11 protein-coding genes, 2 pseudogenes and 1 CRISPR repeat array are annotated in these 15,512 nt (G+C 74.7%); of the genes and pseudogenes, 9 read left to right on the plus strand and 4 right to left on the minus strand.

Annotated features, from left to right (window positions below; all coding sequences use genetic code 11):
* Positions 1-592: 592 nt before the first annotated feature.
* Positions 593-1,169: a CRISPR direct-repeat array (repeat unit 25 nt; unit sequence CTGCTCCCCGCGCACGCGGGGATGG).
* Positions 1,170-1,934: 765 nt separating this feature from the next.
* From ACFU74_RS29955 to ACFU74_RS29995, 9 genes are all read left to right on the plus strand, one after another.
* A complete protein-coding gene (locus ACFU74_RS29955) occupies positions 1,935-3,131 on the plus strand; it encodes an Hsp70 family protein (RefSeq protein WP_380762317.1) in 1,197 nt (398 codons plus the stop codon).
* Between the two features lie 167 nt (positions 3,132-3,298).
* Positions 3,299-4,195: a hypothetical protein gene (locus tag ACFU74_RS29960; protein ID WP_380762319.1), complete on the plus strand. Its 897-nt coding sequence runs from the start codon at positions 3,299-3,301 to the stop codon at positions 4,193-4,195.
* A 121-nt stretch (positions 4,196-4,316) separates the two neighbouring features.
* The gene (locus ACFU74_RS29965) at positions 4,317-5,372 is read left to right on the plus strand and encodes a hypothetical protein (RefSeq protein ID WP_380762321.1); all 1,056 of its coding nucleotides are present in this window, start codon (positions 4,317-4,319) and stop codon (positions 5,370-5,372) included.
* A 12-nt stretch (positions 5,373-5,384) separates the two neighbouring features.
* The gene (locus tag ACFU74_RS29970) at positions 5,385-6,896 is read left to right on the plus strand and encodes a hypothetical protein (RefSeq protein WP_380762323.1); all 1,512 of its coding nucleotides are present in this window, start codon (positions 5,385-5,387) and stop codon (positions 6,894-6,896) included.
* Positions 6,893-8,953, plus strand: a complete 2,061-nt coding sequence (locus ACFU74_RS29975) for a dynamin family protein (protein WP_380762325.1) — start codon at positions 6,893-6,895, stop codon at positions 8,951-8,953. Before ACFU74_RS29970 ends, ACFU74_RS29975 begins: the two co-directional genes overlap by 4 nt.
* 4 nt (positions 8,954-8,957) lie before the next feature.
* Entirely contained in the window at positions 8,958-9,902 is a 945-nt protein-coding gene (locus tag ACFU74_RS29980) for a hypothetical protein (RefSeq protein WP_380762327.1), read from the plus strand.
* Entirely contained in the window at positions 9,899-11,374 is a 1,476-nt protein-coding gene (locus ACFU74_RS29985; RefSeq protein ID WP_380762329.1) for a dynamin family protein, read from the plus strand. Before ACFU74_RS29980 ends, ACFU74_RS29985 begins: the two co-directional genes overlap by 4 nt.
* A 50-nt stretch (positions 11,375-11,424) precedes the next feature.
* The gene (locus ACFU74_RS29990; protein WP_380762331.1) at positions 11,425-11,751 is read left to right on the plus strand and encodes a hypothetical protein; all 327 of its coding nucleotides are present in this window, start codon (positions 11,425-11,427) and stop codon (positions 11,749-11,751) included.
* Between the two features lie 297 nt (positions 11,752-12,048).
* Entirely contained in the window at positions 12,049-12,516 is a 468-nt protein-coding gene (locus ACFU74_RS29995; protein WP_380762333.1) for a hypothetical protein, read from the plus strand.
* Between the two features lie 123 nt (positions 12,517-12,639).
* Here the strand turns inward: ACFU74_RS29995 and ACFU74_RS30000 are convergent.
* The 4 genes and pseudogenes from ACFU74_RS30000 to ACFU74_RS30015 all read right to left on the minus strand — a co-directional run.
* A pseudogene (locus ACFU74_RS30000) lies at positions 12,640-13,062 on the minus strand (maleylpyruvate isomerase N-terminal domain-containing protein); the annotation flags it as partial.
* An 80-nt stretch (positions 13,063-13,142) separates the two neighbouring features.
* Positions 13,143-13,802, minus strand: a pseudogene (locus ACFU74_RS30005) (response regulator); the annotation flags it as partial.
* Positions 13,799-14,986 carry a sensor histidine kinase gene (locus ACFU74_RS30010; RefSeq protein ID WP_380762335.1) on the minus strand — a complete coding sequence of 396 codons (1,188 nt, stop codon included), beginning with the start codon at positions 14,984-14,986 and terminating at the stop codon, positions 13,799-13,801. The pseudogene ACFU74_RS30005 and the gene ACFU74_RS30010, both read right to left, overlap by 4 nt.
* Before the next feature lie 7 nt (positions 14,987-14,993).
* Complete coding sequence (locus ACFU74_RS30015; protein ID WP_380762337.1) at positions 14,994-15,398, minus strand: DUF998 domain-containing protein; 405 nt, start codon at positions 15,396-15,398, stop codon at positions 14,994-14,996.
* Between the last annotated feature and the right edge of the window lie 114 nt (positions 15,399-15,512).

Consider the following 15,512-nt stretch of genomic DNA (forward strand, 5'->3'; position numbering starts at 1 on the left):
GCTTCTCGCCGCTGGAGCAGGCGACTGACCCGGTGAAGCCGTTGGCCCGGCTTTGGCCAGCGTGCAGTCAGTGGCGTCCACCGAGTTCTGATCCGTCTCGTACCCCCTGTCCGCCGGCACCCGCCACTGCGCCGACAACGGCCACCGGCACAGCCGCAAGAATCGTATGAACACGCAGGGCAGTCTCAATGATCCACAGAATGGACAGCTCGTCTTTCGCCGCGCGGGCGTGCGACGGTGGGTCGGCTCGCCGAACCACCAGCCCGGCCCCGAGACACGGCGGGGTTGCTTCACCCGACCGATGTCATGCGTCAGCGACCCAGTGTCAATCCGACAGTGCGTTGGATCGACCGGCGGACCACCGGGTCGCACCTGTCAGCGGACGCTGCGCGGTCGCGAATCAGGAGCCCTCTGTGCCCGGTGACATCGCTGGAACGACGTTGGCCCGTCTCAACTTCCGGTCGTGGCTGGCCATTCGTCGATAGAGTTGTCCCACGCCTGCCGAGAAGCATCCCGAAGACCCGAAATGCCCGATTCCCAACAAGTTGCAGAATTCCGCCCTGCCCCCGCATAAACCCCCAGCTCACGAGCTCTGCTCCCCGCGCACGCGGGGATGGTCCCGGCTGCCCGAACGTCCACCGCAGACAGCTCACCTGCTCCCCGCGCACGCGGGGATGGTCCCCGGCCGCCGGGCAGGAAGTCGGCGGTGGCGGCCTGCTCCCCGCGCACGCGGGGATGGTCCCCGCCCGGGTGTCCTGGGGACTGGCCGGCGGGCCTGCTCCCCGCGCACGCGGGGATGGTCCCGCCCACCTCACCCAGGTACTCCACGACCCCCCGCTGCTCCCCGCGCACGCGGGGATGGTCCCACGCCGCTGCCGCCGTACCTGCGGCCGGACAACTGCTCCCCGCGCACGCGGGGATGGTCCCAACCCGAACAGAAGAGGCGTCGCCGCAGGTGCCTGCTCCCCGCGCACGCGGGGATGGTCCCCAGCGCCATCGTGCAAGGGGCTTCGAAGGTGGCTGCTCCCCGCGCACGCGGGGATGGGCCCGGCCGGTAGTCGTTCAGCAGGACGATGGCGTGCTGCTCCCCGCGCACGTGGGGATGGGCCCGCTGTGACGTGCGCGCGCGGTAGAAGCCGTGGGCCTGCTCCCCGGCGTGTGTGGGGAGTGGCGGTTGTGAGTTGTGGACCCTGTGTGGCTGTGGGGTGGGGTTCTGCAACGGGTATATCGGGCCTGAGGGGGTGGGTGGCGCGTGTGACGCCTATGCGGGTTCGGGTGGGCGGTGGATGGTCCTTGTTGCACAGGAAGTCGGGCTGGCCGACTTCCTACGCCACGGTGGCGGGTGAAGAAGTGGGCGGTGGCGGTGTGGCCGCCGAGTTGGCGTGGAGTGTCCTCGTCCTTGCCGTCGAAGGTGTCGAACGGGTCCAGGAGGGGCTGCATCAGGTGCTGCAGCGCCACCGTGACCTGTCGGGCCTCCTCGCCAAGGGCGGTGGGAATGAGGGCGTCCGCGGTCTCGCCGACGGGTGCGCCGGTCTGCATGGCTCGGTGGAGGGCGGTGCGGGGTCGGCTGCCGGGCGGCCGGGGAGCCGGGCGTCCACGGGGTGCCCCGGACGATGCTCGCGGGTGTCAACTCATCGATCTCTCGCATGGTCCCCGGGAGGTTGGCAGTCGGCGGGAAGGTGTGCGGATTCGGTCACCTGACGGTGTCTCGATCGAACGGCGCGCCGAGACTGGTCGTGGCACCCCGGCCCGGGGGAGCGGGGTGCCATCCGGGGGCATGGGCAACCGGCAATGGCCATGCCATTGTTACAAGATGTACTGATTATCTCCACAGTTGCTCCCGGGGCCCTACCATCCTGCGCGGGGGTGCCGGAGGTCCTTCCTCCGGCCCCGCCCGTGCGCCCCGCGCCGCCGCAACTCACTTGTGAGGAAACGTGTCTGACTGGTCGTTGGCGATCGACTTCGGTACCTGCTTCACCACCGCGGCCGTGCGCGTCGAGGCCGGTGTCGCGGCGGCGGTCGAGATCGAGAACAGTCGCTACCTGCCCTCCCTGGTCTGCCTCGACGACGACGGCCGGCTGCTCACCGGCCGGTCCGCCGTGCAACTCGCCGCGCAGTGGCCGGAACGCGCCGAGCAGCACCCCAAGCGGGCGCTGCTCCGGCAGTCGGCGGTGCTGCTGGACGACCGTGAGGTGGCCACCGTCGACCTGGCCGCCGCCGTGCTCACCCGGGTGGTGGGCGAGGCGCGGGCGAAGCGGGGCGGGGCGGCGGCGGGGCGCGTGGTGCTCACCCACCCCGCGGACTGGTCGCCGGGCGATCTGGAGCGGTTGATCGAGGCGGCCGGCCGGGCCGGGGTGGACGCGCCGGAGCTGTTGCCCGAGCCGGTCGCCGCCGCCCGCTTCCACGCGGCGGACGCCCAGGAGGCGGGTGACGTCGAAGGGGGCGGCGATCGGCCGATCGCCGTCTATGACCTCGGCGGCGGCACCGTGGACATCGCGGTGCTCCGCCGGGAGGCGGACGGCTTCCGGGCCGTCGCGGTGGCCGGGAATCCGGACTTCGGCGGCCGCGACCTGGACCAGGCCCTGTTCGAACTGCTCCGCGATCGGGCACTGGACCTCGACCCCGAGCCCTGGCGGCGGCTCTGGGCCGACCCGGCGCCCGCTGCCGCCCACCAGCGGGCGCAGCTCGCCCGCGAGGTGACCCTCGCGAAGGAGTCGCTGTCGGAGACCGGCACGGTGTACCTCGCGGTGCCGGGCTACCCGGACCGGTTCGTGGTCCAGGGCGGCGAGTACCGCGAGGCCGTCGTCCCCGCGCTGGCCGCCTCGGTCGCGCTGCTGGAGCGGACGGTCGCCCGGGCCGGTCTGACCCCGGCAGGCCTGGGGGCCGTGGTGCTCTGCGGGGCGGCGAGCCGGACGCCGCCGGTGGCCGACCTGGTCGGCGCCTGGCTGGGCCGGTCGCCCGACCTGGCCGCCGACCCGAAGGCCGCCGTGGCCCTCGGCGCGCTCACCGACCTGCCCGCCCTTCCGACCCCGGCCGACACCGAGGAGACGGCCGAACAGGAAGCGGCCGCGGCCGGCCGCTGGACCGTCGCCCACTACCCGGACGAGGTCGATCCCGAGCTCTGGTTCTGAGCTGCCGGCCCAGGACCCGGGAGCCGCGGAACCCCGGAACCGAAGAACCGAAGAACCGCAGAACCGCAGAACCGAAAACTCCCAGAACCGCCGCACCGCGCCCCGCCCTGCCCGAAAACGGACCGCCCGTCCGAGGAACCGGCCCGCGAGAACCGCGAGGGAACCGCATGGACATCGTGATGCTCGGCCACAGCGCGGCCGGGAAGACCAGCTACCTCTCCCTGATGTACGCCGCCATGTGCGACGGCGTCGAGGGCATGACCCTGCGCACCGCCGACCGCGAGGCCCACCGCTCCCTGCTCGCCGAGGCCCGCGCCATCCTGCGCGGGCGCTACCCCCGGGCCAGCGACCGGCCCCACTGCTACGAGTTCGTCCTCTGCCACGACGGCGACGAGATCTTCCCGTTCCGCTGGACGGACCACCGCGGCGGCGCCCTCACCGAGCACCGGCGCTCCAGTCCGCAGGCCGCCCGGCTGCACGACGACCTGGTCGCGGCGGACGGCATCGTGCTCTTCGTCGACGCGCTCCGCCTGGACACCGACCCGGAGGCCGTCGAGGACGTCCGTCGGCTGGTCGTCCGCGTCCACCAGGCGGTCGCCGACCGGGAGGAGAGCGTGACGCCGCTGGTGATCGCGCTCACCAAGACGGACCTGGTCGACCTCGGCGCGCCCGACGCGGAGGAGCGCTTCATCGGGCCGTTCCTGCCGCTGATCGAGGCGGTCCAGGAGACCCGGCACATCCAGGGGGCGTTCATCCCGCTGGTCTGCGGGCCGGAGCCGGAGGGCGTGGCGCTGCCGGTGCTCTGGACGCTCCGGTTCGGAATCATCGGCCGGGCCATGGAGCTGTCCGCCTCGATCGACAGCCTGATGGCCTCCGCCCGTCACGCCGACCAGCGCGACACCCTGTGGGACCGGATCAGCAGCTGGTGGGAGGACGAACCGTCCTGGGCCTCCATCCGCGACCGCGACCGCGCCCTGGCCGCCGACGAACTGGCACGCCTGGAGCCGCTGGTGGAGCCGGCCGACCGGCTCGGCGAGCTGCTGGAGGACGTCCTGTCGTTCTGAACGACCGCCACTGGACACGCGCCACCGAGCACCCCGCCACCGAGCACCCCGCAGCTGGACACCCCGCCACCGATGACGACCCCGCCACCGACGACCCCGCGAGACGAAGGACATTGCACAGATGACGGTCCCCACCCTCACCCTCACCATGCTCGGAGCCAGCGGCTCCGGCAAGACCGCCTACCTGCACGGCATGTACAACCGCCTCTCCATGGGCGTGCAGGGCTACTACCTCTACACCACCGACCCCGACCTCGACCTCGACCTCGCCGAGGACTGGGCCCGGCTGCGCCGCACCGGCACCATGCCCAAGGCCACCTCGGACCGGCCGATCTCCTACGAGTTCGTGTTCCGGCGGGGCATGCGCGACCTGATGACGATCGACTGCGTCGACTTCCGCGGCAACGCCGCCCTGGACCGCCGGGGCGCCGCCGAGGACGTCGCGCTGCTGGAGGACCGGCTGATGCGCTCCGACAGCATCGTCCTGGCGCTGGACTCCGAGCACGTGGCCGAGTGGATCAAGGCCGGTGCGCCCGGCAACCTCGACCGTGACGACGACCCGATGGAGATCTCCCGGTTCAGCCGCGCGATCTCCCGGGTCTTCAGCAGCCGCCTGGCGGAGGGCGACCCGGTCCCCAGCGTCACCGTCCTGCTCACCAAGGCGGACCTGCTGGCCGAGCGCACCGGTCTGCGGGCGTCCGAGGCGCTCCAGATGGCGGGGCGGAACTTCCCCAAGCTCGTGCCGGTGCTGGCCGGCGACGACGCCGAGGGCGTCACCGTGGCGCTCTGCGCCGTGCAGCTCGGCAACTTCGGCGCGGCGGCGCAGGCCACCGTGGACGCCAGCCGGATCGCCCCGAAGAACCTCCACCTGCCGATCATCTTCAGCCTCCGCCACTACCTCAGCGAGGGCATCGTCCGGAACCGGCAGGAGATGGGCCGGCTTGCCGAGAGCCTCGACGCCTCGCGCGGCGAACTGGCCGCGCTCAGCCAGGGGCTGTTCGGCGGACTGTTCAGGGGGGCGCAGAAGAGCAGCGCCCGGCAGGAGATCGACCGGCTGCTCACCAGCAGTTCGGCGACCTCGGCCGACCTGCAACGGGCTCAGGAGCGCTGCCGCGAGCTGGACGATGAGCTGCGGGGCGTCGCCATCTTCCGTGACGGCCGACTGATGACGGACTGAGGGGCGGTCGCCATGACGACGAGGAACACGACCCACGGCCCGGAGCCCGAGCACGCCGCCCACGCGATGGACGGCGCCGTCCCAGGCGGCTGGTCGGCGGTGGTCTACGGCCGAACCCTGCGGGTCGACCAGTGGTGGCGGGCGCTGCCCGCCGGTGTCGACCGGCAGGGGGCGGTGGGGGACGCCGTGCGCGCCGCCGTCGCCGGGGGGAGCCGGCTGGAGTACGGCCCGCGCTTCCTGCTGCACCGTGACGTCAGGGGTGTGCTGGTCGGGGCAGCCTGTGAACTGGGCCTGATCAGCCGGGAGATGGTGCAGGACCGTTTCGGCCGTCCGCTGTACGGCTTCGTGGGCTGGTACCGGCCCGCGTCGGCCGACACCGGTGGGCGGATCCCCACGCTGGCCGAGCTGACCGAGCACCTGGCCGACTGGGCCGGGCCGGTCTACACCGAGTGGATCGCGCCGACCTGGGAGGCGGAGGGGCGGGAGGAGGCCGAGCCGTGGACCACCCGGCCGGTCGCCGCCCCCTGGCCGGAGCGGGCACCGGGGGCGGCGGGCGGCCCGGCGGTGCCGGCGGCCTGGCGGCCCGCGCTTCCGGCGGGAACCCACCTGCTTCCGGAGGCGGACGCCCACGGCGTCTGGGCGGCGGCCGCCGCCGGGCCGGGCCGGTGCGTCCTGGTCACCGGCTGGCGGCGGCGCTCGGACGCCGACGCGGACCGGCTCACCCACCTGACCAGCGCGGACTGCCACGGCTACCAGCTGCTGCGGCCCCCGCCGCCTCGGCCGTCCCCGCCGACGCCGCCCGTCTCGGAGCAGGGCCCCGCCTCGAAGTCGGGCGCGAAGTCGGGCGCGAAGTCGGATGCCACGTCGGATGCCAAAGCGGACGCCAAGGCGGACGCCAAATCGGATGGGAAGTCCGGCTCGTCCACGTGGGGGAGGACCGCGCGCGGCCTCGGCAAGCTGGGCAAGGCGATGGTCGACGCGTTCTGGTCGGAGGAGCCCGAGCAGCCGGAGGCCGGGCGGTCCGACCCGGAGCGCTCGGAGAGCACCCCGAAGCGCACGGACGGGCAGACGTCCGACCGCCGGGCTCCCGGGGTGCGGCCCGGTGGCGGCCCCCGGTTCGGCCGGGCCCGGGTGCCCGGCCGCGATCCGTACGACGGCCTGGGCGAGCCGCTGCCCGGCCCGGCGAGCCCGGCGGAACGCCCGGCGCCGTACGGAGACGAGCGCTCCGCGCCGCCCACGCCGCCTGCCCCGCCCGCACCGAACGCGTCACCGGTGCCGCCCGACGCCGGAGTGCCACGGCCGGCCGCGGCACCGTATACGGCACCGGAGGCGGCGCCGCGCTGGCGGAGCCGGTCGGTCGACCCGCAACAGGCCGACCTGTCGGGCATGTTCGGCGACTTCGACGACGATCCCGCCACCCCGCCGCCCGCCTCCGCGGCCCCCTCCGCCCCGCCCGCGCAGCCGCCGAAGGGACCCTCCGCCCCCGGCGACCGGACCGACCCCGCCACGGGAGAACCCTCATGACCCCTCCCCGCCCCGAAGCCCCTTCCCACGCCCGCGTCCTGGACTTCGCGACCCGCACCGCCGACCTCCTCGAACGCGCCGCCCGCACCGCCGCCGCCGAAGCCCCGACCGAGGACCAGGGCGACAGCGCCAGCGCCGCCGCCAACACCACCGCCGCCAACACCACCGCCGCCAACACCACCGCCGCCAACACCACCGCCGCCGACGGCGCCCGCCGCCTGCGCGCCGAGGCCGCCCGGGCCGCCGACGGCGCCGCCTCCCTGGTCGTCGTCGGCGAGAAGAAGCGCGGCAAGAGCTCCACCATCAACAGCCTGGTCGGCGTCTGGGACCTGCTCCCGGTCGACGCCGACGTCGCCACCGGTGTGCACGTCGTCGTCCGGCACGGCGAACGCCCGCGCGCCGAGGCCTTCCTGCTGCCCGGCAACCAGGCCCCCGACGCCGCGCCGCACCCGGAGCCGATCCCGCTGGAGCGGATCGCCGAGTACGCCGCCGTCGACCCGGCCACCGGGCGCCCGCACCGCCTCGACGTGCATCACGTCGAGGTCGAGCTGCCCGTCCCGCTGCTCGCCTCCGGCCTGGAGCTCGTCGACACCCCGGGCGTCGGCGGTCTGCTCAGCGGACACGCCCAACTCGCCCTGGCCGCACTGGAGAACGCCGACGCTCTGGTGTTCGTCGTCGACGGCTCCAGCGAACTCACCCGCTCCGAACTGGACTTCCTCGCCCGCGCCACCGAACGCACCGCCGAGACGGTGTTCGTGCTCACCAAGACCGACAGCCACGACGCCTGGCCCACCGTCCTCGAACGCAACCGCGAACTGCTCGCCCGGTACGCCTCCCGGCACGCCGGCGCCCCCTGGTTCCCGGTCAGCAACCGGGCCCGCCGGGACGCCGCCGACGCCGCCGGCTCAGGTGAACTCCATGACGCTGCCGAGCTGTTGGAGGAGAGCGGGTTCGAGCCGCTGGACGCGCTGCTGCGCCGCCGGATCGCCGCCCGCGCCGCCGAGCTGCGGCTGGCCAACGTGGTGCACGTCGCCCTCGCCGCGCTCGCCGCCCCGCTCGCCGAGCAGGAACTGCGCCTGCGCTCGCTCCAGCAGGACCCCACCCTCGCCGCCGAGGTCGAGCGAGCCGAGGAGGCACTGCGGCTGCTCCAGTCGGAGAGCGCCCAGTGGCGGCGCGCCCTGACCACCGGTGCCCGCGACCTCAAGAACACCCTCCAGCTCGGCTTCCGGCGCAGCCTGAACGACGTCCGCCAGCACGCCGAGGCGAAGATCGCCACCTCCGAACCCACCGCTCTGGCCCAGGAGTTCCCGGCCGATCTGGAGGCCCAGGTGGAGGCGGTCTGGCTGCAACTGGACAACGCCGCCCGGCGCGGCCTGGCCGTCCTGGAGGAGCGGGTGCGGCGCGAGTGCGCCACGGTGCTGGACGCCGGGCGCACGGAAACCGGCCGCGCGGACGGCGGGCGTCCCGGTACGGAGCTCGCCGTGGTCGACGACAGTGCCGTCATCCGGGCCGAACGCGGCGCCGGCCTGCCGGAGATGGTGCACTCCACGCACCAGGACGGCGGCCCGCTCGGCATGATCGAGAGCGTCATCCCGTCGGTCGGCACCGCCGCCACCTTCGGCACCGTGGTGGCCCTGGTCACCAGCAGCGTGCTGCTGCCCGCCGTGGCCAGCTACGCGATGCTCGCCGTGCTCACCCGCCGCCGTCGCCAGCGCGCCGAACTCGGCCGGGTGCGCGGCGACGCCACCCGCCACCTCAACCGGGTTCTCACCGAACTGAGCACCGAGATCCCGGCCCAGATCACCAGCCACGTCGACGAGTTGACCGACCGCCTCGCCGTCGCCCTCGACCAGGCGATCGCCGACGAGCGGCTCCGGCTGGAGCGCCGACTCGCCGACCACCGACGCGACCTGGCCACCGCAGCCGCCGACCTCGCCGCCGGCCGGGACCGCGTCAAGCGCCGGATCGGCTCGCTCACCGCCCTGCGCGACGAGGGCCTCGCCCTCGCCCACGGCCTCGGCGCCACCACCGGCACGCCCGACCCGGACCGGAGCTGACCCCATGGACCTGACGAACCTGCGGGTGGTCGCCCTCGGCCACAGCAGCGCCGGCAAGAGCACCTACCTCGCCGCGATGTTCAGCTACCTCGCCGCCGGCCGCAAGGGCTTCCGGATGGTCACCGCCGACAGCGGGACCGCGAGCCAACTGAAGCAGGCCGGAAAGCTGTTGGGCAAGGGGATCTACCCGCCGCCGACCTCCCGGAGCACCGATCTGGAAGCCGGACTCGAATACGGGCGCAGGGAGGTCGTGGGCTTCCACTGGACCGACTACCGGGGCGGCGCCCTCACCAGCTCGGCCGCCGACGACCCGGAGACCAGGAAGCTGCTGAAGCGGCTCACCGAGGCCGACGCGGTGGTCGTCTTCGCCGACGCCCACCGCCTCGCCACCGACCCCGACTCCCACGACGAGGTCCGCCGCACCGTCGTCCTGCTGCACCGGGCCGTCGGCGACGGGTCCACCCCGCTGCCGATCGTCCTCGCCTACACCAAAGCCGACCTGGTCACCGATCCCGCCGACTGGGCCAGGGCGCGCGCCGCCACCGCCCCGCTGGAGGAACTGGTCGGCAGCGGTGGCCGGGTCCGCGGGACGACGGTCGCGGTCTCCTGCGGGCGCTCGCCGCGCGGGGTCGCCGTGCCGGTCCTGTGGTGCCTGTCCACCCTGCTGGCGCATGAGGCGCAGCGGGCGGAGGAGCGCATGGAGACGGCGAAGGGGTTCGTCAAGGACCTGCGCAAGGAGGCCAACGGGATCGACAGCATGGTCTCCTGGTTCAAGGGCGTGGAGAGTGCGGCCAAGCGGCTCAAGTTCTGGGCGGAGGAGTTGCGTGAGAGCAAGGAGGAGGTGGCCGGGCTGCGCCGCCCCGCCCAGCGGCTGGCCAGGCTGCTGGAGCGCGAGCAGCGCGGCACCGCCCCGCCGACCGGTGCCTCCGCACCGGCGGTGACCCGGTGACCGTCCCCCCGTCCGGCGCCGAACTCGCCCCGGTGGTGGCCGGGTTCTGCGCCGAACTGGCGGGCCGGCTGCCACCCGGCCCGCCCGCCGACGAGGTGCGCGCCGTCCACGAGCGGCTGGCCGGGCGCACCCTGCGGATCGCCGTCGGCGGCCGGATGAACGCGGGCAAGTCGACCCTGGTGAACGCCCTGCTCGGCCGCCGGCTGGCCGCCTCGGCCGCCACCGAGTGCACCACCGTGGTCGCCTGGTTCCGGCCCGGCCGGCTCAACCGGCTCCAGGTCCGGCTGCGGGACGGCACCGCCCACTGGCGGCCCGGCGGCCTGCCGCGCGACCCCCGGGACCTCGGCGTCGGCACCGACGAGATCGCCGAAGTGGTCGTCGAGGCGGCCGGCCTGCGGCCCGCCGGGGACTGCGTGCTGGTCGACACCCCCGGCCTCGACTCGCTGAGCGGCCTCGACGAGCCCGCGCTGGACGCCCTCGCCCGCGCCGACGCGACGATCTACGTCATGCCGCACCCCGGCGCGGGCGACGCCGAGGCGCTGGGCGCGCTGCGTGCCCAGGCCGACGGGCGGATGACCGCGCTCAACGCCGTCGGCGTGCTCAGCCGGATCGACCTGCTCGGCGAGGGCCACGGCGACCCCTGGCCGCGCGCCCGGCAGGTCGCCGCGACCAACGCCACCCGGCTCGCCGGGCTGGTCGACGAGGTGCTCCCGGTGGTCGGCCTGCTCGCCCAGACCGCCCTCGGCGACGACTTCACCGAACCGGACGCCGCCCTGGTGCGCCGGCTCGCCGAAGCACCCGCCGGCGACCTGCGCCGCGCCCTCTACTCCGGCCGGCGCTTCCTCGACTGGGAGGGCGCACCGCTCAACCGCCCCGAGCGGGAGCGGCTGTTCGGCCTGCTCGGCGTCTACGGCATCGACACCGCGCTGAAGGCCGCCGGCCGGGCCCGCGCCGAGGGCCGCCCGATCGGCGCCGCCGCCCTGCTCGCCGAGTTCCGGGCGGCCTCCGGCATCGCCGCGGTCGTCGAGCACTTGCGGCTGCGCTTCGTCGATGCCGCGGACGCGCTGCGCTCGGCCGCCGCCCTCGGCGCCGTCGAGGCGGCGCTCGGGAGCGGGGAGGGCCTGCCGGCCGACGTGCTGCACCAGGCCCGCACCCGGATCGGCGACCTGCGCCGCCATCCGGAACTGCGCCGCCATGAACTCGCCCGGGCCCTGGCCGCGGTGGCCGGGCACCGGCTGGAGCTCGACGAGGACACTGCCACCGCCCTGATCGCCCTCGCCACGGGGCGCACCCCCGCCGCCCGGCTGCGCCTGCCCCCGGACGCCGGCCCCGCCGAGTTGCGCCGGGCGGCGGCGAGCGCCGCCCGCGACTGGCGGCGCCTGGAGGACGGCCCGCTGCGCGACGTCGGCCGCTACGCCCGGATCGCCCGCGAACTGTGCGAGGGCATCTACTTCGCCACCCCGCCCGCCTGATCACCCACGAGGAGGACAAAGGTGGGGGCGGCAGCGGTTACCCTCACCGCATGGAAGAGAAACATCCGTTCGTCCGTGACATTTTCCCGGACCTGGTGGCGGAGCTGTCCGCGCTCCTTGCGGACGAAGGGGAACACGACCTCGCCGTCCGTGTGCGGGACATTCGCCTGGTGGGCGAGTGCGACTGCGGTGACGACTTCTGCCAGAGCCTCAGGACGGCACACCATCCGCCGGGGGAGCCGTTCGGCGAGGGCCGCCGCTGCGTGGAGCTGTCGCCCTCGACCGGCATGCTGCTCCTGGACGTCGTGGACGAGCGGATCATGTACGTCGAGGTGCTCGACCGTCCGCCGATGCCCCGTCGGGCCGCGGAACGCTGACGGGCGGGGCAACGGCGGACGGCGGACGGCGGGCGACCGGGGCCGGCACCTCCTGGGGGCGAGGTGGCCTGTTCCGGGTGGTTGCATTCCGGGCAATCGGCCGGAAATGCGGCACCCGCTGCACGGGGGAGGCCAATTCTCCGGGACCGTGAGGGGAATTCGCCGCAGGATCAGGACAACTGTCCGGAGGTCATTGAATTCCGGAGGCATTCGAGGGCGCGCGCACGTTGGAATCACGACTGCGGTCCCTTTCGTGCCTGACCCTACCCCGGTGGGCGAGGGCGGAGAAGAGATGCCATGGACGATTTCGACGGCGAAAGCTCCGAGCGCGACACCGCCTTCCGCACGCTCGTCAACCTGCTCACGGCGCATCACAACCCGCATCCCAACCCGCACCACCGCTGTCACCCCACCGAGAGCGACGACCACCGGACCTGCAAGGAACGCCACGTCCGCACGCCCGGAAGCGGTGGCACACCGCCCGTCGGCGAGTCCCGCTGCGTCGTCGACCGGTCCGATCGCCGCCGCCGGCACGCCGAGGTGCTGCCGGTCCGCGACAGCGGCGAGGCCGCCCGGCCGCCGGCCACCGAGGTCCCGCGACCGATCACCAGACCGCCCATCGCCCCGATCGTGCGCGACATCTGCTCCGCCGGCCGCCTCACCCGCTGCGGAGCGGCCGCGCGGCTGTACGCCGGAGGCTGGTTCTGCGACGACCACCGCCCCGGCGCCGGCCGCCACCCCGGCAACGACGACCGGCCGGGGTGAGCCGGACCGGAGCGGCCTGGGTGCTCCACACGCTGTACGAGTACGACCTCGGACCGGCCGCCCCCGGCCCGGCCCTCGCCGAGGTGTTCACGGCGGGCGGGCACCCCGGACCGGGTCGGCGCCGAGCCGGGCGTCGTGGGTGTGCACCGCGATCTCCTGGAGCCGGTGCCGGGCGACCGCGCCGGCCGTCGCGGGTGACCGCGAGTCGCCCCACCACGTCCAGCAGCCGCCGTCCGGCCCGGCCTGCCGCAGGGCGTCCAGCAGCTGCGCCGACGCGGCCGGCCAGGCCACCAGGGTCTCGCGCTCACGCGGCGCGGCCGGGGCGACGGGCGCGGCCGGGCAGGTGCCGGCGGGGCCCGCGGAAGCGATGGCGGCCCACTTGTGACGGCCCTCGCCGAGGTGCTGCGCCAGATCGGACAGCGTCCGGTCGGGGCAGGTCGGTACCGTCGCACCGAGGTCGGGCGCGGCGGCGACCGCGGCGCGGAAGGCCGTCGCCCGCTCGTCGATCAGGCGGAGCAGCTCGGGGAGGTCCAGGGAGTTCGTCACGCCGGTTGTCCACCACCGCCCTCCGGTATCCGGACAGTGGTCTTCTCCGCGCCCGACGGGGACGACGCCGTCGGCACCCCGCCGGCGAGCACCAGGCCCGTCTCGTAGGCGAGGATCACCAGTTGGGCGCGGTCGCGGACGCCGAGCTTGGCGATCGCGCGGGTGACGTGGGTCTTGGCGGTGTGCGGGCTGATGAACAGTCGTGCGGCGATCTGGTCGTTGGACAGGCCGGTCGCGATCAGGCGGGTCACTTCGAGTTCCCGGGCGGTGAGCACGGCGAGGCGTCCTGCGGTGTCGGTGGGGGCCGTCGGGCGGTGGGCGAACTGTTCGATGACCCAGCGGGTGGCGCCCGGTGAGAGCAGGGCGTCGCCGGCCGCCACCGATCGGACGGCCCGACGCAGGTCGTCCGGTTCGATCTCCTTGGTGAGGAAGCCGCTCGCGCCGGCGCGCAGGGCCGCGAAGACGTACTCGTCGGTCTCGAAGGTCGTGAGGACGATGACCCGGCAGTCCGTCAGGCCGGGGTCCGCGACGATCGTGCGGGTGGCGGCGAGGCCGTCCGTGCCGGGCATGCGGATGTCCATGAGGACGACGTCGGGGCGGACGGCGCGCGCCGTCCGGACCGCCTCGTCGCCGGTGCCCGCCTCGCCGACGACCTCGATGTCCTGGGCACGGGCGAGGAGGCTGCCGAATCCGGCCCGTACCAGGGCCTGGTCGTCGGCGAGGAGTACCTTGATCGTCATGCCCGGAAGCCTGGCACAGGGATGGCGGCCCGCACGACCCATCCGTGGCCGGCGTCGTGCGGTCCGGCCGAGAAGGCGCCGCCGAGGGCCCGGACCCGCTCGCCCATCCCGCGCACCCCGTGCCCGGTCGGCGGCGAGGTCGCCGGTGCGCTCCGGCCGTCGTCGGTGACGGTGACCTCGACCCGTCCGCCGGCGCACCGGACGGTCACCTCGGCCCGTGCGGCGCCCGCGTGGCGGACGGTGTTGGTGAGGGCTTCCTGGACGATCCGGTGGACGGCGAGGGAGAGCGGGGCGGGGACTGCGGCGAGGTCGCCGACCGCCTCGAACCGGATGTCCAGCTCCGGCGAGCGCATCCGGTCGACGAGCGCCGCGACCTCGGGTACTCCGGCCGCGGGTTCCCGCACCGCGTCTCCCGGTGCGCGCAGCACGTGGACGAGCGAGCGGAGGTCCCGCAGGGCTTCGGTGCGGACCGCCTGCGCCGTGGCGACGGCGGCGCGTGCCTGCTCCGGGGAGTCGTCCAGGGCTTCGGCCGCGACGCGGAGTTGGAGTCCGACGACGGTGAGGGTGTGTCCGACGACGTCGTGCAGCTCCCGGGCGATGTCGAGGCGGGCCTCCGCGATCCGCCGTCCGGTCTCGGCCTCCCGTTCCCGCGCGGTCCGGAGCAGGCGCTCGTCGAGTTCCGCCCGCCAGCGGAGCCGGTTGCGGTAGGCGGTCGCGGTGGCGAGCAGGGCCGCCAGCCACAGGGCCTCGGTGCCCAGCGAGCCGAGTGCCTCGCGCGCGCCGGCGCCGTCGACCGTCGTCTCCCAGGCGGCGGCGAAGGCGAGTTCGGCCAGGCCGAGACCCGCTGCCCACGGGAGGCCGGGGCGGCCGGGCCGGTCGGCGGCGGCCAGGGTGGCGTACGCGGCGGAGGCCGGCCACAGCCAGCCGGTGTCGGTGAGTGCGGAGGTGCGGAACACGATGACGGCCTGTGCGCTGAGCAGCAGTACGGCCAGGGGCCACCGGCGGCGGGCCAACAGGAGCAGGCCCAGCCACAGCGCGAGCGGCAGCGCTCCGGCGAGGTCCAGCCGGCCACCGAGCCGGGCGGTGCCGGCCAGGACGGCGACGGCGGTGGCGGCCGCGAGGAGCCAGTCGGCGAGCCGGACCGTGCGGGGGTCGGCAGGGCCCGCGTCGGCGAGTGGATTCATGGGCCGATCATGCATGACGGTCCCGCCCCTGCTCGTCGCGGGTGCCCGTCGCCGCCACGGCGAGCGCGACCCATCCGATGTCGGCGGCGAGCACCAGGCGTTCGACGAGTCCGAGGAGCGTGGGGGCACCGCCCAGTCCCAGCGAGGGGCCGCCGTCCATCACGTCGACCATGAAGACCGCGAGCGCCGCCGTGGTGGCGACCGAGGCCACGGCGAGGGCGTTCAGGGCGGTGCGCAGACCGGGACGCCGGGCCGTGAGCGTGCCGCGGAGCAGCAGGGCGGCGGCGGGCAGGGCGGCGAAGGCGAGGAAGGCGGCGTTGCCGTGGACGAGTTCGGAGGGGGAGGGGTGGCCCCGGTGGCCCGGCGGGTCCGCCGGGAAGAGGGCCGCGACCAGGATGCCGGCCGTCCACACCAGGAGCGCCGCCCGGCCCGCCCGCGCCGCCCGGCCGGCCCTGATCGGTGACGAGACCTGCGATCTGCTGGTCGTCGGCGGCGGCTACTCGGGACTGTGGACCGCGCTGATGGC

Origin of the sequence: Kitasatospora sp. NPDC057500 (assembly GCF_042802195.1) — a bacterium.
Taxonomy (GTDB): Bacteria; Actinomycetota; Actinomycetes; order Streptomycetales; family Streptomycetaceae; genus Kitasatospora.

Coding starts and splice junctions, on each gene's coding strand:
- ACFU74_RS29960 (WP_380762319.1), top strand. CDS start 3,299: ATGGACATCGTGATGCTCGGCCACAGCGCGGCCGGGAAGACCAGCTAC.
- ACFU74_RS29965 (WP_380762321.1), top strand. CDS start 4,317: ATGACGGTCCCCACCCTCACCCTCACCATGCTCGGAGCCAGCGGCTCC.
- ACFU74_RS29970 (WP_380762323.1), top strand. CDS start 5,385: ATGACGACGAGGAACACGACCCACGGCCCGGAGCCCGAGCACGCCGCC.
- ACFU74_RS29975 (WP_380762325.1), top strand. CDS start 6,893: ATGACCCCTCCCCGCCCCGAAGCCCCTTCCCACGCCCGCGTCCTGGAC.
- ACFU74_RS29980 (WP_380762327.1), top strand. CDS start 8,958: ATGGACCTGACGAACCTGCGGGTGGTCGCCCTCGGCCACAGCAGCGCC.
- ACFU74_RS29990 (WP_380762331.1), top strand. CDS start 11,425: ATGGAAGAGAAACATCCGTTCGTCCGTGACATTTTCCCGGACCTGGTG.
- ACFU74_RS29995 (WP_380762333.1), top strand. CDS start 12,049: ATGGACGATTTCGACGGCGAAAGCTCCGAGCGCGACACCGCCTTCCGC.
- ACFU74_RS30010 (WP_380762335.1), bottom strand. CDS start 14,986: ATGAATCCACTCGCCGACGCGGGCCCTGCCGACCCCCGCACGGTCCGG.